Here is a 21,870-nt window from a genome sequence, read left to right as displayed (position 1 = left end):
TTCCATTATACGCGATAACTTGTCAGTAAAGGAGTGTTTTTCCAAATATTTTTATACTTTCCTGTTAAATGGCCCAAAAAAGCCAGTACCCTTCCACTGGTACTGGCTTTCAACTATTTTTATATTGGAACAAAAAAACATTATGCACCTTCCTTTTGTTGCTTAATAAGCATTACCGCAAAATACTTACGACCTTCTGGGGTGATAATGTGTAAGGTTTCTTTTTCATCTTCTTTCTCAAAATCTACAAACGCTCCGCTAAGGTTTTCTATTACATTAGTGATTTTATAGCCTTTTTGAAGGAAATAATCCACTTTGTCTCTCTCTTGCAAAAATACTTGATACTCTGACATGTACTGACACTCCTTTGTTTAATGTTTCAGGTACTATGCAGTCGTTTCTCTATCGATATCAGCCTCATACATATTGGTGTCTTCTTCGACAGTCCCTCCAGGTAGAGCCCAATTTAATAACACGCCCAAAATAGCTGAAAGTGCCATCCCATGTATTTCGAAGTTAGCTGAAAACTTCATAATGGCTCCACCGATTCCGACAACTAAAATAACGGATGAAATAATGAGGTTACGCTTATCACCCAAATCTACTTTACTATCAACAAGCATCCGTAATCCAGATGCAGCGATAATCCCAAATAAAAGGAGAGATATGCCACCCATTACTGCTGTTGGTATTGAGCTAATGAGAGCTGTAATTTTACCGATAAACCCAAATAGTATCGCAAACACTGCTGCCCCGCCGATAACAAAGACACTAAACACTCTCGTAATGGCCAATACACCAATATTTTCACCGTACGTCGTATTCGGCGGACCTCCCATTAATGCTGCTAGCATTGTGGCAAGACCGTCTCCCATTATCGAACGATGTAAACCTGGCCTTTGAATGAGATCTTTTTGAACGACTTTACTTAACACCATTTGGTGTCCAATATGTTCAGATAATGTGACAATTGAAACAGGTACCATGAGTGCAATAATACTTAGGGTTACAGTAGGAGAATAATGAACAAATGGAAAAAGAAAATCAGGTACTTCGAAAATTTTTGCAATCTTAACACCGGATAAATCCACTAAGCCGACAATGGCAGCATAAATATATCCTCCAACTATTCCAATTAAAACGGGAATTAAATTTAAAAAGCCTTTAAGGAAAATGGAGCTTAAAATAACAATCGCTAAGGTCACTAATGCAACTGTAAAATGAAGGAGACTATATTCACCATTTGGGTTATTCATTGCCATACCAACTGCTGTCGGTGCAAGGCTAAGTCCAATTACGATAATAACTGGCCCAACAACTACTGGTGGAAGTAATTTAACTAGCCATTTATGGCCTGTAGCTTTAATAACTAAAGCAACAATCCCATAGACTAGACCGGCTAGAAAACTTCCAATCATTGCTGCACCAGGACCATCTGCTGCTGTTGCCGCAATGATCGGGGCAATAAATGCAAATGACGAACCAACATATGCTGGAACTTGACCTTTGGTTATAATCAGAAAAGTGAGTGTCCCAATTCCACTTGAAATAAGGGCTACACCTGGACTCAAGCCAACGAGATACGGAACTAAGATGGTTGCACCAAACATGGCAAACAAATGCTGGATGCTTAAAATCAAAAACTTACCTGGTGGCGGTGTCTCGTTTATCCCCAAAACAACCTTCGAATCTTCACTGCTCATACCAAATCCCCCTTTGCTTTTGCTATTGTTGGAATTGTTTAAAGCTATCTCTTTAAGTCAACAGTTGTTTTATTAATGACATCAACGATTTCATTCTCAGAGATTTCCCAATCACGTCCTACTGTAATTCCTAAGTATTTCTCATCGTCTGGGTCAACAATTTCTGCTTGAGTAAACTTTTGAAAATACCAATATTTCGCTAATACATAGTAAATAACTGCTCCTACGCCAAAGCCTACAAAGAAAGAGTAAGCAGAAAAGAAATAAGCGGCAGTTCCTCCGATTACCCAAGCGATCATACCAGCCCAGTTGACTCCATTTGAATACCTGTACTGCCCCTCACTCTCATAAAGTTCTGGAACATTAACCCTTCTCTTTCTTAAAACGTAATAATCAGTAAATAAAATCCCTACAATAGCTGAAAGAATTCCCCCTATTATTAAAAGTGCTGGAATAATTACTCCAAATAAATTCCAAGGCTGAACAACAATTCCTACAATCCCTGCAGTAATAACCCCTGCCCAAAATGGAAATTTAGGCCCTCCCACGTTTGAAAAGATTGTTGCAGCAGGTATTACATTAGCAGATGTATTTGTTGACCATTGTGCAAGTACAATCATTAATAAAAGGATAACGAGTACAATTCCTCCTGCTGCTTCCTGCAATGCAACAACAGGGTCATAATTTAATACAGCAAGGTATGCAACTGCACCAATGATAATCATAAATAAGTTAACAAGTGGCATAACAACTACATTTCCTGCAATTTGTGCCTTGTTTCGTTTTAACCAGTTCCTCTCATACTTTGGGGCTTTAAAGAACCTGGATAATGAGGGCATGTCAGCAGCCAGCGTTGCCCAAAAGCCCATGTTTGCCATTACGACAACCATAAAAGCAGTTATTGCAGCACCGCCAGAAACTGGACTTTCAACCCATGTCCAAATATCTCTACCTTGATCAGCTGCTTTCCCTGAAAGGGATATAAACATCCATATCGAGATAAGAATGATGATTGGAGCAGCCAAATCTGCAAATCTCTCAATTGCTTTGATCCCAAGGGCAGTGTTTACTAACTGAAAGGCTGCAAATAAAATAAAACAGACGAACCAGTTATCAAACCCTACGAGAGTATTTAATATCGCATTCATAGCTGTTGCACCAAAATAGGTATTTATACCAAACCAACAAGAAGCTGTTACACCACGTACTATTGAAGGTATATGAGTTCCGATTGTACCAAAAGGAGCCCTCATATAGACCGGAAACGAGAGCCCATGCTCAACTCCAATATCGCCAATAAACGTCATGAAAATACCAATTAACACTGAACCTATAATTGTTGCAACAATTACCCAACCAAGAGGTAAATGCTTAATGCCGTCTCCTCCAATTGCGAATGCCGCTAGTAATATCGCCATGCCTACCCAAATTACGGAGAAACCAAACGCACTTATCCTTCTAGCCCCATGCCCTATTGGAAACAAATCTGGAGATTTCAGATAATTACTGCTTTTTTTCATTCCAACACCCTTCCCGAAAATTATTTTAAATATTCTGAATTACATCAGCGTATATTCACCTCATTTCCTCATTTCAAATGGAGGAAGGAGTTATACTCCCTCCTCTTTAACCCAGGAATTAAATTGTAGTCGTTTTATCTTTTACAACTTCGTAATTTTCTCCGTACTTTGCACGTTTAATAAATTGACCTGCTCCTAATTTTCCAACAAACCTCTTATCACGGATAACAAATTCTCCTCTAGAAAGAACGGATACTGGTTCTCCGGTAAATTTCATTCCCTCAAATGCACTGTAATCGACTGCCATATGGTGAGTCTCGGCAGATATTGTTCGCTCGATATTCGGATCAAAAATGACAAGATCGGCATCAGCACCAACCGCAATCGTGCCTTTCTTTGGGTACAACCCAAACAGTTTAGCCACTCTGGTAGATGTTAGATCGACAAATTGATTAAGTGAAATTCTTCCCTTTTTGACACCTTCTGAGAAAAGCACTGTTAAGCGGTCCTCAATCATTGGACCTCCATTAGGAATTTTCGAGAAGTCACCTAACCCTAGCTCTTTTTGTCCTTTAAAATCAAACGAACATTGATCTGATCCAAATGTTTGAAGTTGTCCGGTTCTCAGTGCATTCCATAACACCTCTTGGTTCCACTTTTCTCGAAGTGGAGGAGACCAAACGTACTTAGCTCCTTCAAAATCTGGCTTTTCTAAATAGGTTTGATCAAGTACTAAGTATTGGGGACATGTTTCTCCCCACACATCAAATCCTTTTTCTCTTGCTGCTGTGATTGCTTTTACTGCATCTGCACAAGTAACATGAACAACATAAAGTTGAGAATTTGCAAGTCCTGCGAAGGTCGCAGCCCTTTCTGTAGCTTCCCCTTCGATTTCCTGTGGTCTTGTTAACGCATGATAGATTGGATCTGTTTTTCCTTCAGTTAAAGCCTTTTTAACAAGATAGTCAATTACGTCACCATTTTCAGCATGAACCATGACCAGTGCCCCTAAATCTTTTGCCACAACTAAAGTTTTAAATAAAGTTTCATCATCTGCCTGAAGCACATTTTTGTACGCCATAAATACTTTAAAGGATGTGATTCCTTCATTTTCAATCACGGATGGAAGCTCATTTAAGACAGCATCCGTTACCTCTCCGATAGAGAGATGAAATCCGTAATCAATTACTGCTTTCCCTTTTGACTTCTGATGCCATGTTTGAATGGCATCCTTTAGAGGTTTCCCTTTATTCGATAAGCAAAAATCAATAACCGTCGTTGTTCCTCCAAAGGCAGCTGCAATTGTTCCAGTTTCAAAATCATCTTTAGAGACTGTTCCTCCGAACGGCATTTCTAGATGAGTATGCGGATCAATTCCGCCTGGAAAAACATAGCATCCATTTGCATCAACTACATCTGCACCTTCAGTCGAGAAATTTCTCCCAATTTGACTAATCACACCATTTTCCACAAGAATTTCTGCTTGATACGTATCTGTTGCTGTTACAATTGTTCCATTCTTGATTACTTTTTTCATCCAAAGTCCCCCTCAAAGAACGAAATAGCTTTTATTTTACAGAGTCAATTTTACAACTAACTGCACCGAGTGCCGCCTGCCGCTCATTCCATGTCATTGGAGGTAATCCACTTGGTACTTCAACCATATCAATTGCCCCATCAACAGGACATACAATCGAACATAAATTACAGCCGACACAGTCTTCCTCCCTTACCTTTAAAATGTTGTAGCCATTTCCATCCTTAAGCATGTCGATACATTGATGGGATGTATCTTCACATGCAATATGACATTTATTACAGTTAATACAAACATCATTATTGATCCGTGCTACAATTTTATAGTTAAGATCAAGGTCACCCCAGTCAGAATATCTCGGCACTGTTTTTCCGACGATATCCATAACTGAAGCAATCCCTTTTTCATCCAGATAATTTTCTAACCCTTCAATCATGTCCTCAACAATCCTAAAGCCATGATGCATTGCTGCGGTACACACCTGAACTCCTGAGGCTCCCATCAACATATATTCAACTGCATCTTGCCAAGTTGAAATTCCACCAATTCCTGAAATTGGAATGTTGATATGAGGACTTCTTGCACATTCCGCAACCATATTAAGGGCAATCGGCTTTACAGCTGGACCACAATATCCACCATGCGCACCTTTACCCCCGACATGTGGAATTGTATTCCACGTATCTAAATCAACTCCTGCTAAACTATTAATTGTATTAATCATACTGATGGCATCGGCTCCACCTCTAGTAGCAGCCTCTGCAGTAGCCGTGATATCTGTAATATTAGGAGTAAGTTTCACAATAACCGGTGTTTGCGCAACTTCTTTCACCCAATAGGTTTGTTGTTCTACCAGTGAAGGTACCTGACCCGATGCAGAACCCATTCCTCTTTCAGCCATACCATGTGGACATCCAAAATTAAGTTCTAGTCCATCTACACCTACTTCTTCCACTCTCTTTACGATTTCATGCCACTTTTCCTGTTTTGGTTCAACCATTAGTGAGGCAATGATTGTATGATTGGGAAAGAGCTTTTTCGTTTCTTTTATTTCTTTTAAATTCACCTCTAATGGACGATCAGAAATTAATTCAATATTGTTAAACCCCGCTACTAGTTGCCCATTAAAACTAACAGCTCCAAATCTGGAGGTGACATTTAAAATGGGGTCACCTAATGTCTTCCATACTGCTCCACCCCAGCCTGCATCAAATGCCCGTTGCACTTGGTAACCAGAATTTGTTGGGGGAGCAGAAGCCAACCAAAATGGATTAGGGGATTCTATACCTGCTATATTTATTCGTAAATCTGCCATTGATAAGCCTCCTTATCACCTTTTAGTTTTTTACACAATATCGGAAACTGCACCGAACATGACCTTGTGAATCGCATATGCTGCATCCTTACCTTGCTGTGCGGCTGAAACTACCATTGCTTCTCCTTGGCCCTTTCCAAAGATCACATCGCCACAGGCAAATACCTTTTCATTCGATGTTTGGAGGGTTTCTTGATTAATTTTCACAACTCCACCATCATGCTCAAGACCGAATTGTTCTATAAGCTCTGTATATCTTGTTTGACCAATGGCTTTAATTACAGCATCGACCTCTAAGATGAACTCAGAGCCCTCAATTGGAATAGGACTTCTCCGCCCATCTTTACCCGGCTCACCAAGCTCCATTTTGATGCATTCGATTGCTTTAACAAGGCCTTGTTCGTCACCAATAATTTTTTTAGGCGCTGTTAGCCATCTAAATTCAACACCGTCCTGTTTGGCAAATTCATATTCAAAATCATAAGCAGTCATCTCTTTAACCGTTCTTCTATATAAGATTTTTACATTTTCAGCTCCTAATCGGACTGAACATGTCGCTCCATCAATTGCTGTATTTCCTGCACCAATGACTACCACCCTCTTACCCAAGAAACGGTCCGAAATTGGCTTTGTTTTGGTTTCCTTTACAAAATCAATGGCATCAAATACTCCATCCAAATTTTCACCATCAATACCAAGTGAAGGTACTTTTGACATCCCAATTGCTAGAATCACAGCATCAAAGTTAGTAAGAATTTCATCTACCGAAATATCCTCTCCAACTCTAGTATTGGTTTGGATTTTTACATCTAAGCTTTCTACCTGCTTAACCTCCCAGAATGAAATGTTCTGTGGAAGCCTAAATGAGACAATTCCGTAAGTGTTTAAACCTCCAGCATTTTCCGCTGCCTCAAAAATAGTAACATCGTAACCGAGTAATCCTAGTTCTCTTGCTGCCGAAAGACCAGCAGGACCACCCCCAACAATTGCAACTGTTTTTCCATTTTTCTTTCCTGGTTCGAATAGTACCTGTTCATTTCGTATAGCCCAGTCTGTCGCGTATCTTTGTAAGTTACCTATCATGATAGGTTTTGTAGAACGATTTAAAACACATGCTCCTTCACAAAGTTCCTCTGTTGGGCAAACACGAGCACAACTAGCACCGATAGGATTTGATTTCATTATCGTTTTTGCTGATCCTTTTATATTTCCAGACGCGATTTTTTTAATAAAGGTAGGGATATCAATACCGGTAGGGCAAGCAGTAATACAAGGGGCGTCATAGCAATAAAGGCAACGATTCGATTCTTCAATGGCTTCGCGGTCAGTTAATCCAGGGTTCACTTCATTGAAATTCATTTTTAAATTCTGATAGGATATTCTTGTGTTTGAAAGACTCATAGATTTACCTCCTTTATATAGTGGAAGTTGCAATATCTTAAAGCCACAACATTGCAACTAAATAAACCTATAGATAGAAAGCGTTTTCAATAAATAATAGTATTAACTGCCCTTATTTATGACTAAGCTAGAGCAGTTGTCCGAAAAATACGAACTTTATGTCCATTTTACTTATTACCTAGTATGATTGCATTATACAGAGTGTTAAAAGATAAAAGTTGTTTTCTACTCATAATGTAAAAGACAAAAAGGAAGAAATCGATTTGATTTCTTCCCTTGAATAAATAATTCGTTACATATTAGTTTTGTCCGTTTCCGTTTTTGCCTTGGCTGTTACCATTGCCTTGACCTTTACCGTTGTTACCTTTGCTTTGGCCATTGTTTTTGTTCGCATGATTATTATTTTTGTGTTCTTTTGCTTCTTTTTGTTTTTCAGTCTTATTAACTTGTGCTTGTTGTTTTTTCTCTTGTGACTTTTCAAGAGCTTGGTCACGCTTTTCGTTTACTTTTACTTGTTTCTTCTCTACTACTGGAGCAGCAACTACTGGTTGTACATCTGTTTCAGTTGTTTCTTCCACTACTACTGGCTCAACAGCTACTTCTTCCTCAACAACTGGTACTTCAGTTATTTTTTGGATCGCTTCATTTTTATGCTTAGCTTCAAACTTTTCAGACTTTCCCTCAAGTTTTGCAAGCTTCTTATCTAATTTTGCAAATGATTTTTGAATATTTTTCATTAACGCTTTTTGAGCAGTTGGATTTTTAACATTTGCTAGTGCTGCCGTTAATGCGTCAATGTTATTTGCAAGCTTCACTTCAACTTCTGTGCCTTCATCTAAATCAACAGTTATTTCTTCTTCAGTAACTACTGAATCTTCTTCTGTTTTTTCTTCTTCAACAGAATCTTTTTCTGTAGCTTCTGTTTCTTCGTCAGAAACCTCATCCGATTCTGGTAGAGTTTCAGTTGCAGCTTCTTGAGTTTCAATTGCTTTTTGAAGTAACTCTTCAGCTTCTTCTGTTTTACCTTCAACTAATAATGCATTTGCTTCCGCGATACGCTCTGCAGCGAAATCAGCTAGAAGTTTTGCTTCCTTGTAATCATCCACTGTTACTGCAAGACGTACTTTTTCAATCATTTGTTTTACAAAGTAAAAGAAATCTCCAGGTACTAAAGATGGTGTTTCTTCAGCTTGAACTTCCTCCTCAGTTGACTCTTTTTCAGTGCTTTCTCCATTTTCATTTGATTCTACATCTTCAGTAGCTTCTTCCTCTGCCACTTCTTCGCCAACGTTTTCTTCTACAATCTCTTCTTTAGAAGCCCCATAGTTTACTGGAATTTCTTCTACAACCGTTTCTTCCGCAACAACTGTATCTTGCTCAGTTCCTTCCTCATTTGCAAAAGCGGCTGGTGTTGCTAATGATAAAATAAGTGCGGATGCTACTGTGCCACTTACAATCGTTTTCTTGAAATCCCGTTTCGTCATTTATGTGATCCCCCTATTTATAAATTACGTTAAAAGCAATTCGACGAAAGCTGACAAATATATGTCCGTTTATCACTTAAAAAGTAATAGATGATTCATAAGTCTATAGAAATGTTAAAAGATTGCCAAAAGACCTAGTGCAATTGGCACTAGGTCTTAGTTACTCCATTAGGACTTTGTTGGTGACTTTAACATTTTTTCTGTAATAAGCTCTTTAATTAATTGGGTAGCTTCTTCTACTTTTTTCACATGCAGTACTTTGCTTCGGTCCTCTGGTATTTGTTCTGCTGTGAAGTGATACCTTGGATCATAATAATATTCTAATAGTAGTTTCACGGCTGAATGATAATCTCCGGATTCAAGATCTTTCTCGATTTGTGTTGCAATTGGAGTATGAATTCTCCTTTTGATGCGTTGGAAGGCAGCCATACAATCGTTTGGAAACTCCCATGGACGGTAATCTTCTAAAATGTTTAACACGCGCTCCTCCATCGGCAGGTCAACAAAAATATGGTATCCTTCTTCCTTTAATTTCAGTAAAAAGTCAGGTAGAGTCGCACGTCCAACACGTTTGCTTTCTGCCTCCAACAATACATATGGTGATTTTTTTATCTGCAGAATCCGTTCTACAAGCATCAAGTCAAACACTTTTTGGTTATGTGGCTGCTTCCCAATCATCCCAAAAACCGAACCACGATGGTTTGCCATCCCTTCTAAATCAAGAACAGGATATCCTTTACCTTGAAGCTCATTTAAAATTTTTGTTTTCCCGGAGCCTGTGTATCCATTAATGACCAAGGCCTTTGGTTTAAAATCGGTGGCAACCTCTTCTAGTTTTTCTACCACCCATTCTCGATACCCGCGAATTCCCCCAATAAGTCTTTTCGAGCTGATTCCCATTAAATCAATAAGGGTTGCTGATGTTTTACTACGCATTCCTCCGCGCCAACAGTAAACAACCTTTTCATCTTCAGGGAGTTTCGAAAACTCTTTTATAAAATTAGGAAGCTTGGCAGAAACAATTTCAAGTCCTTTTTCCTTAGCTGCGTCTGGACTGATTTGTTTGTAAACTGTTCCAATTTCTGCACGTTCTTCATCCGTAAAAATGGGGATATTTACACTACCAGGTATATTCGATTCAGTAAATTCAGAAGGGGAACGCACATCAACAATGGCTATCGGTTTCTCCTTCTGTAATTCCCGTAATTCATCAACAGAAATATCTTGAAACATCTATTTTCTTCCCTTCTATTATATGTTCAAATTGGAGGTTGAAAAGGACCACTTCAGCGATGGCGCCACGTCCTGTGGCGACGCCGACACTAGCACATCCTGTGCGTCGAAATTTCGAGGCGGCGCAGTTTTGAGTAGTGGAACGTATGTTACTGATACGTGAGCAGACGATTTTGAACGCCGTAAAAGTGGTTTTCTTTTCCAAGGAACGGAAAAAACAAGCCAACGAGCTTCCACAGGATGTGGTGACTTCGAAGTTCGACACAGGACGTGTCGGTAGTTAGTCGAAGTTCCTCTATCGAAGTGTCAATTTTCACCGGACTATTTGAACATCCCTTCCAAAGTGTCTATCTACACTATTTCCACATTCTCTCTCTCCTATTATAAAACAGAATAACTTCTTTAGCTTTAAAGATGCAATTACATTATTTTTTTGAAATGATAGAATGAATATAATGATTGATTTCGGAGGAATCTTTATGCTTATACCATCCCTTGCTAAAAAAATTATTAAAGAAGTACGTAGATTAATTGATGAAGATATTATTATCGTAGATATTTCGGGAACGATTATTGCAAGTACGGATTCAAGTCGAATCGGAAGTTTTCACGAAGGTGCCCTCCTTTCAAGTAGGGAACAAAAGAAAATGATCATCACAAAAGACTTGGAAAATCACCTAAAAGGGGTAAAGGCAGGCATCAATTTACCCATTCTTTATCAGCACAATGTTGTTGGGGTAATCGGTATAACCGGAAACCCTGAAAAAGTATCCTCATACGGGGAGCTCTTGAAAAAAATGACGGAGCTCTTAATCCAAGAGAGCTATTATGCTGAGCAAATGGAATTAGAGTCTCGAGCACTTGAAACCTTTGTGTTTGATTGGCTTCACATTAATGAAAAAACCCCAGAGTTTGTTAAGCGTGCAGAGCATTTGAATATTGATCTTAATCTTAAACGTCAAGTGGTAATGGGCTTCATTAAGAGTGAAACAGAAATTCCACTCCGGGATATATCCAATCACCTGCAACAAAGTCCATTTTTAACAGAGAATGAAATTTTTGTCAGATGGGGAAATGAACGTTTCCTACTCCTTTTAACTGACCGTTCAAAAGAGCAAACACAAAACATTCTTCAATTAATTAAAAGAAATTTAGAAGATAGTTTTACTGTAAAGATATCGTTTGGAGTTGGGAGCGAGGAACCCTTACTAAAAAGATCTTTTGAGGAAGCTGAACGCGCTCTTAAAGTTGCAAAACGGAATGACTCTATACAATTTGATGAAGAACTCATTTTAGAAATGCTTGTTCATGAAACTAGCGGACATGTGCAGTCGGAATATGTGAGACGTACCATCATTAAGCTCTTAGATAAGGATCGAACACTAGTTAAGACGTTAATTGAATTTATTTTAAATAATCAGTCCATCAAAGAAACTGCTGAGTCTCTTCATATTCATGTGAACACTCTTTCTTATCGTTTTGATAAAATAGAAGAGCACACCGGCTTACATCCAAAGAACTTTACAGATTTAGCAGCACTTTATCTGGGGATATTACTTTTGGATAAATCTATAAAAATTTTTGATTAACGCCACAAATATTTGTGGATTTCTACATAGCGGAAATATCCGCTTTTTTTTATGCTTATACATAAGAAGATTTTTTGGAGGCGTTCTCATGATTGATACAAAAGCAAAACAGCAATTTATTAAAATTGTCGGACCTGAAAATTACGATGATTCAAAAACAGGTCGACTTGTGTATTCGTATGATGCGACACCACAATTCCAGTCGATGCCGGATGCAGTGATTTCTCCTCGAAACAAAGAGGAAATATCCGAAATCGTCAAGGTTTGTAATGAATACAAGATTCCAATTGTCCCTCGCGGCTCAGGGACAAATCTCTGTGCAGGTACTTGTCCAACTGAGGGTGGAGTAGTCCTTCTTTTTAAACATTTAAATAGGATACTAGAAATTGATGAAGAGAATTTAACAATCACAGTCCAACCTGGGGTAATTACTCAGGAGGTGACAACTGCTGTAGAGGCGAAGGGTTTATTTTATCCACCAGATCCTGGTTCGATGAAAATATCAACAATTGGAGGCAATATCAATGAGAATTCCGGGGGTTTGCGTGGCCTTAAATATGGGGTAACACGAGATTATGTCATGGGGCTAGAGGCTGTATTGGCGAATGGTGAAATTATTAAAACCGGAGGAAAGCTAGCAAAAGATGTTGCTGGATATGACCTCACTCGCCTCTTTGTCGGCTCAGAAGGCACACTTGGTATCATTACCGAAGCCACGCTTAAGCTCATTCCAATGCCTGAAACGAAAGAAACAATTCTTGCCCTTTATCAGGATTTGGAGTCGGCAGCAAAATCGGTTTCAAAGATTATTGCAAGTAAAATCATCCCAATTACCTTAGAATTCCTTGACCAACCTACTCTTGAAGCGGTCGAAGCCTTCGCAAAAATTGGACTTCCAACCGATGCAAAAGCAGTCCTTCTCATTGAACAGGATGGTCCTGCAGAAATAGTAAAACGAGATATTGCTAGAATCAAAGAGATTTGTAAGGAAGAAAATGCAGTATCTGTGAAATCTGCGGAATCTGAGGAAGAAGCAGAAGCCTTACGTACAGCAAGGCGGGCTGCACTTTCTGCTCTTGCACGCTTAAAACCGACTACCATTTTGGAAGATGCAACTGTACCACGTTCTGAAATTGCAAACATGGTAAATGCAATTGGTGAAATCGCAAAAAAATACGACTTGAATATTTGTACCTTTGGACACGCCGGAGATGGAAACCTACACCCTACTTGCTTAACAGATGTTAGAGACCGTGAAGAAATTGAGCGCGTTGAAAAGGCATTTGAAGAAATTTTTAAAAAGGCGATTGAGCTTGGCGGTACAATTACGGGTGAACATGGTGTCGGCGTAATGAAAGCACCCTATCTTGAAATGAAGCTAGGTGCTGCAGGGATTGCAGCGATGCAAGCGATTAAAACGGGGCTTGATCCTAACAACATCATGAATCCAGGCAAAATGTTTGCAAAGGATTCTAGAAAACGTGTGGTGGTTTCAAAATGACAACGATTCAAGAGCAACATAAAATCCAAAAAGAATTCCAATCACGGATGGACCAAAATGAATTATTAAACTGTATGCGTTGTGGGTTCTGTCTTCCTACCTGCCCTACCTATATCGAATCCGGCTATCAAGAATCTCACTCACCAAGGGGCAGAATTGCATTAATGAAGGCAGTTGTAGACGGACTTATTGAACCTGATGAAGACTTTGAAAAATCACTAAATATGTGTTTGGGCTGTCGAGCTTGTGAACCAGTTTGTCCTTCAGGCGTCAATTACGGGCACCTTTTAGAAGAAGCAAGGGATATCGTTCATCAAAATAAAAAGCATTCGCTACCTGTGAAAGCTGTAAGAAGTACGGTTTTTGAAGGTCTCTTCCCTCATCAAAATAGGATGCGTACGTTAACAGGTTTACTTGGAGTCTACCAGCGCTCTGGCATGCAAAAAGTGATTCAAAAAAGTGGTCTTTTGAAGTTTTTACCTGATAGCTTTGCGACAATGGAACGCGTACTTCCTGAAGTGCCATCCTTAAAGGAACTAAAGAACAGGCCATACCATCTTGAACCAATTGGTGTACGAAAGAAAAAGGTCTCCTTTTTCACAGGATGTTTAATGGATACGATGTTTATGAAAACAAATGATGCCACCATGAAGCTTCTTCAATTGGCTGGTTGTGAGATTGTCATCCCAAAAACACAGGCTTGTTGTGGGGCCTTACATGGACATAGTGGCGAGAAAAACAAAGCAAAGGAACTGGCGAAACAAAATATTGCGGCATTTGAAGAGATAGAAGCTGATTATATCATCACAAATGCAGGCGGCTGCGGTGCATTTTTAATCGATTATGACCACTTACTAAAAGATGACCCCCAGTGGGCAGAACGAGCGAAAAGTTTTTCGAATAAGCTGAAAGATATTTCATCTGTTTTGGTAGAATTAGAGTTTCATAAAAAAGATCTTTCCCTTCCTGCACAAGTTATCACTTACCAGGATTCATGCCATTTGCGAAATGTAATGAAGACGGCGTCTGAGCCTAGAACGCTACTTCAATCTATTGATGGCGCAACTTATATGGAAATGAAAAATGCGGACAGCTGCTGCGGCTCTGCTGGCATCTATAATATTGTAGAGTCTGAAATGTCGATGAAAATATTAGATTCAAAAATGAAAAACGTTAAAGATACACAAGCCAAAACAATTGTCACAGCAAATCCCGGTTGTTTGCTACAGATGAAACTTGGCATCGAACGGGAAGGTTTGTCGGAACAAATCCGTGCTGTCCATATTGTTGATTTATTACTTGAATCCATTGAATAAGATAAAAAAGAATCGTCTTGGTAATCCTAGACGATTCTTTGGTTTACATATATATCTAATTGCTTTGTTTTATTTGGGTCCGGAACAGCATTTCTGATACAGTAACAAATTCATATCCATCTTCCTCTAGTTCTGTGAGTATTTGGTCTAATGCTTGAACGGTTTGCGTTCGATTTCCACCTGAATCATGAAAAAGAATGATGTTCCCTGGTTTTACACCTGAAATAACCCTTTTCGTGATCCTGCTAACCCCTGGATTTTTCCAGTCCTTCGTGTCTTGATGCCAAGACCATAGCACAACATGGTATCCATTTTCTGCTGCAGTGTTAATAATAACGTCATTGTAACTCCCACCAACTGGACGAAAAAGAGTTGGGCTAAATCCAGTTATTTCCTTAAGAGTGTCGGTGGTTATTTCAATCTCATTTTCAAGTTTTTGGGAATCACGTACTATGTTTGAATGATTAAAGGTATGGTTTGCAATTTCATGCCCCTCCAATACTTCTCGACGAATGATTTCGGGGTGTTTAATTGCATGTTTTCCAACAACAAAAAAAGTGGCTTTTGCTTTATGCTTTGCTAAAACATCTAAAATTTGTGGTGTGTAAACTGGACTTGGTCCATCGTCAAATGTGATGGCTACCATCTTCTCATCTGTCTTCACTTCCCAGGTAGCCTTACCCGTTTTTTCAAAGTCAAAGCGCTCTGTTGCCTCTGTAGGTAAATGATTTAAAAATAGGAAAAGAACAACCATTACTATACATCTTCCCAAAAAAGTGCCCCCTTTTATCATTGAGCTTTTGGGTAGTTTATGGATTTTATTTGAAAATTATTAGGCTAGTCAATGGAATTCGTTTCCTACAAAAAAATGACGAGATTATCTCCTCGCCATTTGTGATGCATGATTATTTTATTTAAGGAAAAACTTTTCTACATAATATTTTGTTACGGACAAATACTCGCGACCGTATGCTTTTACCAAAGTAATTTTTGGAGTTTTTGCCGGTAGTCCCTTGACCTTCAAATCAGCGTCTTTGGCAATTTGGACTGAACGGTAAAGATGATAATCATTTGTCACTACAATCCCTAACTTCGCATCCTCAGGTATTAATTCTTTTGAGAATTTAATATTTTCATAAGTACTTGTTGAGCGGTCTTCAAGATATATTCTTGATGTAGAAATCCCTGTTTCCAAAAGCTTTCTTCTCATCGCTTCCGCTTCTGTAATATCCTCACCCGGCCCCATGCCACCTGAAGCGATTAAGATTGTGTTCTTATTTTCCTTCGCATATTTGGCTGCCGCATCGATTCGGTATTGTAACGCAAGTGATGGAATTTCACCATTCACCTTGGCACCAAGAATAATCAAATAATCGGCGTTTTTGGGAGGAACTGCATCCACGTACTGAGATATCTTATAATGAATACTTCCGAAATATACAACCCCAATAATGAGTAAAATTCCAATAAAAAGTAGCATCATTTTCCTCTTTTTCAAATTAGTAACAACCCCTTCAAGGTTATTCTATTATTATATCAAAAGGAGAATGTAGTAGAAGTAATTTCTAAAGAGATAAAAAATGTAATAATTAACCACTTGTGTATCGATTTTAAGAAAAAAATCAATAAAAGCATACTTAAATAAATAATGCATATGCTTTTATCTAACTTTGCAGTATAAAACCATTCGTAAAATCCAAAAAAAGGAAGTAATCATTCAAAAAGTGATAGGAATTGTAAAATCCATCCATTTGTGTATCGTTTTTTAGGAACAAAACGATAAAAGCATACGTAAAAAAGATTTGCGTATGCTTTTATCTAGCTTTGCAGTATAAAACCATTCGTAAAATCCTACACTTGGTGTGCCTTAGCTTTATTTTAGTTTAGCCAATTTTGATTTTCCAGATCTTCGTAATATGGCTGTGAACTATCCATTTTGATATCAGCTTGTTCTAAAACGTCCTGCGCATTCATCTTTGAAACATATCCAAGCTCACGTGTTGCATTAACCGTTGACCAAGGTTTGTCCTTGTTATCTGATACCCCATAATATGTCCCAAATTTTACCGTTGATTGAATGGCTAAATCAAATAACTGAATCACATCCTTGTGACTAAGTAATGTTTTGTTTATCCGGGGATTAGTTTGTAAATCCTCCACTTCATTACGCCTGACACTACCGATTCGCAAATTAATGACAGAAAGATTGTTTTCCTCCTCATAAGCCAAAATATGCCCGATATTTTCTGATGCCAATTTGAGAGTGCCATATAATGATTTTGAGTAGGGATAATCATCAACAGTAATTTCACGACCAAATACTGAAACTCCACCATTCTCATAAAAATCAGTTACATGGTTGCTGCTTGCATAGACCACCTTAGCTATCCCGAGCTCAATTGCCGCCCTAAAAATGTAAAAAGATGCAAGGAAATGAATCTCAGTCTTTTTGCGAAATTGAGTAACATCTTTAAAATCGTTTTTCGTTTTAACATTCAACAGGTTAACGAGTGCATTACAGTCAGCAGGAATTTTATGAATCAGTTCTTCAAAATCCGTTGCATCTACCTCGACGTGATTTGGATGGTTGTCTACCTTTTTATCGAGAATAGTGATGTCGTACTTGTCACCAAGCCCTGCTTCCAGAATTGAACCGATTAATCCATTCCCTCCGATGATGGCAATTTTCTTTTTCATTGTATTGGTCCCCTTTAGATTTGACTTACTTGTTAAAATTTGTTTTTTAGAAAAAAACATACCTCAAAAAAGATGTTTAAAGGGTCATGATTTTATTTGGGGTGACAAAATAGAGCTGTTTGTCTGCCACTTGTTCACCCGTGATTCTTTCCCAAATTCGCTGGTATAGGTCGATTTGGCTTCGATAGTATTTTGTTAATTCTGGTAGCATCTCAACATCCCTTGGCCTGTCTGTTTTATAATCAACAATCTTCCAAAAACCGTTCAGTTTATAAACGAGATCAATGATTCCATTTACAAAAACAATCTCAGCATTGTCCCTTTTTTTGACATATTGATACAAAGGATCTTTTGCATCGATTTGTATAGTGAAAGGAACTTCTGTTAGAACTTGATCTGCAATTTTGAGCTCTGCCCAAATCGTCGATTGTTTAAAACGTTCCACAACTTGCGCGATTTCTTCCATTCGTCCTAAAGAGATTTCGTGTTTTTTCATGGTGGATACAATAACGATTTCAGCTTCTTTACCTTTAACGACCCCCTCAAAAACCTCATGAACGGCAGTTCCCCATGCCAATCCTCCACCCTCCTCACGTTCAATTCCGAGCGTGAATATATCTTGTTTTTCTCCAGAAGGGCTAAATGTAGCATAGGAAGGTTGTTTTCGGTCCTCGAGCCAGTCCAGTAATCCTTGTGTTTCAAGTCTGTAATCATCTTGAGTTGTGATATTTCCCTTTCTGTCATTTTCATCCGTTATCACTTCTGGGATATCTATATCCTCGAGCACAGGTAGTCCATCTAATAGAAGACTCCATGGATTTTTCGTATTTTTAGACTCAAATGTACTAATGATCATGGCTTTCTCAGCTCTAGTAGCAGCAACATACAGAACGCGAATTTCTTCAGCTAGTAAGTATGCTTCCTCCTCGTCTAAGTGTTCCTCCCAAAACAGGGGTTGTGCAACAGGTTTCGTCGTTTGACCATGCTTTCTTCCAAACATAAAATACCCCGTAGCGCCATTGTCTTCACGTTTGATATGGGACCATATTTTATTGCGAATTTCAGGTTTTTTACCGGGATGGGCTAAGAATACAATCGATGCCTCCAAGCCTTTTGCTTTATGAACATTCATGATTCGTACCGCATTTTCGTCTTCCTCAAGGCTGATAACATTTGTTTTTTCCTCAATTTGCGTTTTTACAAATTGAACAGCTTGTCTAAAGGTTAATGCCTCTTCTTCCTCTTTTACCCTCAGTGCTTCAAGGATTTGGATGAGATTTGTCATTTCCCTCTTACCATAGGTTTTAACGGCGAATATTGGGTATAAACCGATATCCTCCACTATTTTCACAATTGCGACAAGCGGTGAAAAGGTAGTTTTCCATTTGGCATATTGTTGTAGCTTTGAGATTGCAACATCAAAATGCTGTTTCGTTACTCCATTTAGACTTTCGGGAGTTTCCGAATATAAAGAAAATGCTCCTCCTGCCTGTCTCCATTGGAATAGTTCCTCATCACTGATACCAAACCAGACACTTCGAAGTGCTGCAACGAAAGCAATTTGATCAGTCGTATCCACAAGAGCATCGAGAAGGCGAAGAAGGTCCATGAATTCGGGAATTGTTCCAATTTCCATTTCACCGCTGACACTCACTGGAATCCCTACTCCCTCCAAAACGCGCGTGTAAACATCAATACCCTCTTTCTGACGAGTTAAGATCATGAATTCAGCTGGCTCATGACCTTCATTGATTAATTTTTGGATATAACCCGCTATACACTTTGCATCTTCATCTAGCGTTGTCGTTTTATTTTTTGCGAAATTATCCGACAATACTAGTTTCTTAATCCCTGCTATAACGGAATTACCTGCTTCTTTATAGGAATACAATGGACGGTATGCGGCCTGATGGACTGTTTCTTTTTCGGGTAGATGCTCCTGAAATACGCCATTTAGTAGGCTTGTAACAGTTTCAACCGTTCTGAAATTCATGATTAACTGAAGAACTTCACCACCATGAGCTTCAATCAGTTCCTTCACTAGATTGTAAATATCAATATCGGCACGTCGGAAACGGTAGATTGCTTGCTTTGGGTCTCCCACAACAAAAAGGGAGCCAGGACGTGGTTTACACTTTGTCCAATTTCGTTCCGAAACATCGTCTCCTGTTAAATAAAACATAATTTCCGCTTGAATCGGATCCGTATCCTGAAACTCGTCTACAAGCAACCTTTTGTATTTCTGCTGAAAATACGTACGTACTTCTGAATTGTCCTTTAAAAGGGCTGCTGTTTTCATCAATAAATCCTGAAAATTCATTAATGAGCGTTCTTGTTTCATTTTTTCGTATTCTTTTAGAGCTTCATTAAATAAGTCAATGACAAATGGATGACAAAATTCATTCCACTTATTCAGCAATGGCTTGATTTGCGCATCAACAAAATCGGTTATTCTAGCTTCATATTCCTTAGCATCTTCTTTTGAAGTCCATCGGTTCTGCGTAACCTTTAAGTTTTTATCAAACAATCGAAAAATGGTAATCATTAGAGAGTCCGTTTTGGCATTGAATCTTATTTGACGTAGTGATTCTTCCACGGCTTCCTAGAGTTTGTCGGGTCCCTTGGGAATATCCTCTGGTATGCAACGACTTGCTTCTGATAAAAGTGATATAAAACGACGAAACACATCATCAAGATATGGTTTTTCCACTGCATCACTAGCCCAATGAACATCTGGATAGTTTTTCATATATCGGAAGCGATCTAACAAATCCTGTTCCTCAATCGCAAGTTCCTTCATCATTTTCGCTTTCTGTGGGTTATCTTGTTCTAACTTATGTATGTAAACAAGCCATGCAGCCTCAGCAATTTTTTCATCTTCTGAATCTTCAAGTTCCTTAAAATTAACATCAAGACCCGCTTCAATTGGCCTTTCTCGTAGTAATCGAGCACAAAAGGAATGAACCGTACCGATAAAGGTTTGTTCAATATTTTGCAATGCTTTTTCAAGCAGAAATTTTACATCCAGGTCTGATTCTTCTTTACACTTTTTTTCGAGAACGGTTAAGAATCGTGTTTTAAGCTCATCTGCTGCCTTTTTTGTAAATGTGATCGCGACAACCTCATCTATTTTCGCCGTTCCTGTATATATAAGATTGACCATTCGATCAACTAGGCTTGTCGTTTTCCCCGAACCCGCTCCAGCTTCTACGAGAAAGTTTTGATTCAATACATTTGTAATCTTTTCTCTTGCCTCTTGATCAACAATTACCTTAGTCATAGGCGCGCACCCCCTTAAAACTTGTTAATCCTTTTGCCGTCTCGTCTTGTTGTTTTTGTTTTAATGTTTCTTTGTCATATGTGGAACGTCTGCATATTTGTTTAAACTCACAGAATTTGCATTCATTCTCATCATCAGTCATCGTGAAATGCCCATGTTCCACAATCGAAAGAAGCTTGTCTAAAATGTCCTTTCCATTTGTACGGGTGGCTTCTTCCTGCTCTCGTTCAAATCGTTTCCCTGCTCCCTTTCGGGTTGGAAATAAATAAGAGCTCTTTTTCACCGCTCCATCTTTTATTCCCAAATGCGCTTCAATTGCAAGTGTGTAGAGGAGATGTTGGAGTTGTCTTCCACCTTTAAAAAACTCTTGTGTCTTATATCCCCAACTACTTCCCGTTTTATAATCAATAATATGGTATGAACCATCAGGTAACTGATCAACTCGGTCGATGATTCCCCTAACATGAACCTTTCCTGATGGAAGTTCAATCACTGCTGGTGCGTCTTCACCAAAGGAATATTCAAAATACAAGGGTTCCCCTAACTCATTATTTTCTTCTTCGATTCTCAAAAAGGTTTCACACGACTCGATTATTTCCTCCTTCTCAAGTCTTTCCGTTCGTGCATTTGGTGGTGGAACGAGCGTTTTTACAAATTCTAACCTCTCTTTTGCTATTTTGGTTAGCAAGAGTATATGTTTTTCGAAGGAAGGTCTTTCCTTACGGGCTTTGATTTCTTTATAGAACTTCTCAAAAATCTCGTGTAGCAAACTTCCCCTCGTTTTTGCGTCAAGCCATCGAGTCGGGTCATAGGAAATATCCTCAATTACTTTTAGTCTCAAAACATTTTCTAAAAAATAGGCATATGGGCATTTAGCAATCTTTTCAAGTTTTCCTGCAGAAATCGTAATATCTTGGTTGTTACGAGGATCAAACTCTGACGTATCACTTTCTATTTTCCCTTCATACACGGTGAAGGCAGGGTCTTGCCTCATCCTTTCAGCATGAAGTCCTCTTGCAATATTTGCATGCCCAGCTAATACAGATTCCGCTTTAAGATTAGTTTGAGAATCTATGATGTGGTAGGTCCACCAATCTTCACTAGCTACTATGTGTTTTCTATCCACACCAGGAACATTCTTTTGTAGAGTTGTAAAATCTGCCGAAATATCACCTGATTGAATTCGGTAGCATTGCAAAAACAAAAAGGCGGGTGATTGAACTGACCTAGCCAAATGAGACATATATAAAACACCTATCCATATTAAATTTAACACTTTTTCATTAATTTGATA

General features: G+C 38.7%; 17 protein-coding genes. 3 read left to right on the top strand and 14 right to left on the bottom strand.

Going from position 1 to position 21,870, the window contains the following annotated elements; translation table 11 throughout:
* Window positions 1-140 precede the first annotated feature (140 nt).
* The 8 genes from ACR65M_RS00855 to mnmH form a co-directional block, all read right to left on the bottom strand.
* The gene (locus tag ACR65M_RS00855; protein WP_121445227.1) at window positions 141-353 is read right to left on the bottom strand and encodes a hypothetical protein; all 213 of its coding nucleotides are present in this window, start codon (window positions 351-353) and stop codon (window positions 141-143) included.
* Window positions 354-386: 33 nt separating this feature from the next.
* Window positions 387-1,703: a solute carrier family 23 protein gene (locus ACR65M_RS00850; RefSeq protein WP_121445228.1), complete on the bottom strand. Its 1,317-nt coding sequence runs from the start codon at window positions 1,701-1,703 to the stop codon at window positions 387-389.
* A 44-nt stretch (window positions 1,704-1,747) separates the two neighbouring features.
* A complete protein-coding gene (locus tag ACR65M_RS00845) occupies window positions 1,748-3,223 on the bottom strand; it encodes an NCS1 family transporter (RefSeq protein ID WP_341332189.1) in 1,476 nt (491 codons plus the stop codon).
* A gap of 118 nt (window positions 3,224-3,341) precedes the next feature.
* Window positions 3,342-4,760 carry a dihydropyrimidinase gene (gene hydA / locus ACR65M_RS00840; RefSeq protein WP_341332190.1) on the bottom strand — a complete coding sequence of 473 codons (1,419 nt, stop codon included), beginning with the start codon at window positions 4,758-4,760 and terminating at the stop codon, window positions 3,342-3,344.
* Between the two features lie 31 nt (window positions 4,761-4,791).
* On the bottom strand, window positions 4,792-6,075 hold the full coding sequence (gene preA, locus ACR65M_RS00835; protein WP_440272300.1) for an NAD-dependent dihydropyrimidine dehydrogenase subunit PreA: 1,284 nt from the start codon (window positions 6,073-6,075) through the stop codon (window positions 4,792-4,794).
* Between the two features lie 30 nt (window positions 6,076-6,105).
* A complete protein-coding gene (locus ACR65M_RS00830) occupies window positions 6,106-7,476 on the bottom strand; it encodes an NAD(P)-dependent oxidoreductase (protein WP_440272299.1) in 1,371 nt (456 codons plus the stop codon).
* Between the two features lie 299 nt (window positions 7,477-7,775).
* Entirely contained in the window at window positions 7,776-8,960 is a 1,185-nt protein-coding gene (locus ACR65M_RS00825) for a DUF5667 domain-containing protein (protein ID WP_341332193.1), read from the bottom strand.
* A gap of 168 nt (window positions 8,961-9,128) precedes the next feature.
* Entirely contained in the window at window positions 9,129-10,193 is a 1,065-nt protein-coding gene (gene mnmH / locus ACR65M_RS00820) for a tRNA 2-selenouridine(34) synthase MnmH (protein WP_341332194.1), read from the bottom strand.
* A 479-nt stretch (window positions 10,194-10,672) separates the two neighbouring features.
* On the opposite strand from mnmH, the gene ACR65M_RS00815 reads away from it, so the two are divergent.
* The 3 genes from ACR65M_RS00815 (at window position 10,673) to ACR65M_RS00805 (ending at window position 14,599) form a co-directional block, all read left to right on the top strand.
* Complete coding sequence (locus ACR65M_RS00815) at window positions 10,673-11,782, top strand: CdaR family transcriptional regulator (RefSeq protein ID WP_341332195.1); 1,110 nt, start codon at window positions 10,673-10,675, stop codon at window positions 11,780-11,782.
* 88 nt (window positions 11,783-11,870) lie between these two features.
* Window positions 11,871-13,283 (top strand): glycolate oxidase subunit GlcD, encoded by a 1,413-nt coding sequence (gene glcD / locus ACR65M_RS00810; RefSeq protein WP_440272298.1) that lies wholly within the window; start codon window positions 11,871-11,873, stop codon window positions 13,281-13,283.
* Window positions 13,280-14,599, top strand: a complete 1,320-nt coding sequence (locus ACR65M_RS00805) for a (Fe-S)-binding protein (RefSeq protein ID WP_341332197.1) — start codon at window positions 13,280-13,282, stop codon at window positions 14,597-14,599. The genes glcD and ACR65M_RS00805 overlap by 4 nt, the downstream gene beginning before the upstream one ends.
* Before the next feature lie 55 nt (window positions 14,600-14,654).
* On the opposite strand, the gene ACR65M_RS00800 is transcribed toward ACR65M_RS00805, so the two are convergent.
* From ACR65M_RS00800 to ACR65M_RS00775, 6 genes are all read right to left on the bottom strand, one after another.
* The gene (locus ACR65M_RS00800; RefSeq protein ID WP_440272297.1) at window positions 14,655-15,392 is read right to left on the bottom strand and encodes a polysaccharide deacetylase family protein; all 738 of its coding nucleotides are present in this window, start codon (window positions 15,390-15,392) and stop codon (window positions 14,655-14,657) included.
* Window positions 15,393-15,509: 117 nt separating this feature from the next.
* Complete coding sequence (locus tag ACR65M_RS00795) at window positions 15,510-16,082, bottom strand: YdcF family protein (protein WP_341333554.1); 573 nt, start codon at window positions 16,080-16,082, stop codon at window positions 15,510-15,512.
* A 395-nt stretch (window positions 16,083-16,477) separates the two neighbouring features.
* Window positions 16,478-17,296: an NAD-dependent epimerase/dehydratase family protein gene (locus ACR65M_RS00790; RefSeq protein ID WP_341332199.1), complete on the bottom strand. Its 819-nt coding sequence runs from the start codon at window positions 17,294-17,296 to the stop codon at window positions 16,478-16,480.
* Between the two features lie 76 nt (window positions 17,297-17,372).
* The gene (locus tag ACR65M_RS00785; protein WP_440272296.1) at window positions 17,373-19,892 is read right to left on the bottom strand and encodes a UvrD-helicase domain-containing protein; all 2,520 of its coding nucleotides are present in this window, start codon (window positions 19,890-19,892) and stop codon (window positions 17,373-17,375) included.
* Between the two features lie 6 nt (window positions 19,893-19,898).
* Complete coding sequence (locus ACR65M_RS00780; protein ID WP_440272295.1) at window positions 19,899-20,576, bottom strand: UvrD-helicase domain-containing protein; 678 nt, start codon at window positions 20,574-20,576, stop codon at window positions 19,899-19,901.
* A partial coding sequence (locus tag ACR65M_RS00775) for a PD-(D/E)XK nuclease family protein (RefSeq protein ID WP_440272294.1) occupies window positions 20,569-21,870 on the bottom strand: 1,302 nt, incomplete at its 5' end. The genes ACR65M_RS00775 and ACR65M_RS00780, both read right to left, overlap by 8 nt.

Source organism: Ferdinandcohnia sp. SAFN-114 (assembly GCF_059415045.1).
Note: the sequence above shows the minus strand (reverse complement) of the source record. Positions and strands in the feature narration are given on the sequence as shown.

What these genes read in the sequence shown, in the direction of transcription:
- ACR65M_RS00855 (WP_121445227.1), bottom strand. Translation starts at nt 353, where the DNA reads ATGTCAGAGTATCAAGTATTTTTGCAAGAGAGAGACAAAGTGGATTAT.
- ACR65M_RS00850 (WP_121445228.1), bottom strand. Translation starts at nt 1,703, where the DNA reads ATGAGCAGTGAAGATTCGAAGGTTGTTTTGGGGATAAACGAGACACCG.
- ACR65M_RS00845 (WP_341332189.1), bottom strand. Translation starts at nt 3,223, where the DNA reads ATGAAAAAAAGCAGTAATTATCTGAAATCTCCAGATTTGTTTCCAATA.
- hydA (WP_341332190.1), bottom strand. Translation starts at nt 4,760, where the DNA reads ATGAAAAAAGTAATCAAGAATGGAACAATTGTAACAGCAACAGATACG.
- preA (WP_440272300.1), bottom strand. Translation starts at nt 6,075, where the DNA reads ATGGCAGATTTACGAATAAATATAGCAGGTATAGAATCCCCTAATCCA.
- ACR65M_RS00830 (WP_440272299.1), bottom strand. Translation starts at nt 7,476, where the DNA reads ATGAGTCTTTCAAACACAAGAATATCCTATCAGAATTTAAAAATGAAT.
- ACR65M_RS00825 (WP_341332193.1), bottom strand. Translation starts at nt 8,960, where the DNA reads ATGACGAAACGGGATTTCAAGAAAACGATTGTAAGTGGCACAGTAGCA.
- mnmH (WP_341332194.1), bottom strand. Translation starts at nt 10,193, where the DNA reads ATGTTTCAAGATATTTCTGTTGATGAATTACGGGAATTACAGAAGGAG.
- ACR65M_RS00815 (WP_341332195.1), top strand. Translation starts at nt 10,673, where the DNA reads ATGCTTATACCATCCCTTGCTAAAAAAATTATTAAAGAAGTACGTAGA.
- glcD (WP_440272298.1), top strand. Translation starts at nt 11,871, where the DNA reads ATGATTGATACAAAAGCAAAACAGCAATTTATTAAAATTGTCGGACCT.
- ACR65M_RS00805 (WP_341332197.1), top strand. Translation starts at nt 13,280, where the DNA reads ATGACAACGATTCAAGAGCAACATAAAATCCAAAAAGAATTCCAATCA.
- ACR65M_RS00800 (WP_440272297.1), bottom strand. Translation starts at nt 15,392, where the DNA reads ATGATAAAAGGGGGCACTTTTTTGGGAAGATGTATAGTAATGGTTGTT.
- ACR65M_RS00795 (WP_341333554.1), bottom strand. Translation starts at nt 16,082, where the DNA reads ATGATGCTACTTTTTATTGGAATTTTACTCATTATTGGGGTTGTATAT.
- ACR65M_RS00790 (WP_341332199.1), bottom strand. Translation starts at nt 17,296, where the DNA reads ATGAAAAAGAAAATTGCCATCATCGGAGGGAATGGATTAATCGGTTCA.
- ACR65M_RS00780 (WP_440272295.1), bottom strand. Translation starts at nt 20,576, where the DNA reads ATGACTAAGGTAATTGTTGATCAAGAGGCAAGAGAAAAGATTACAAAT.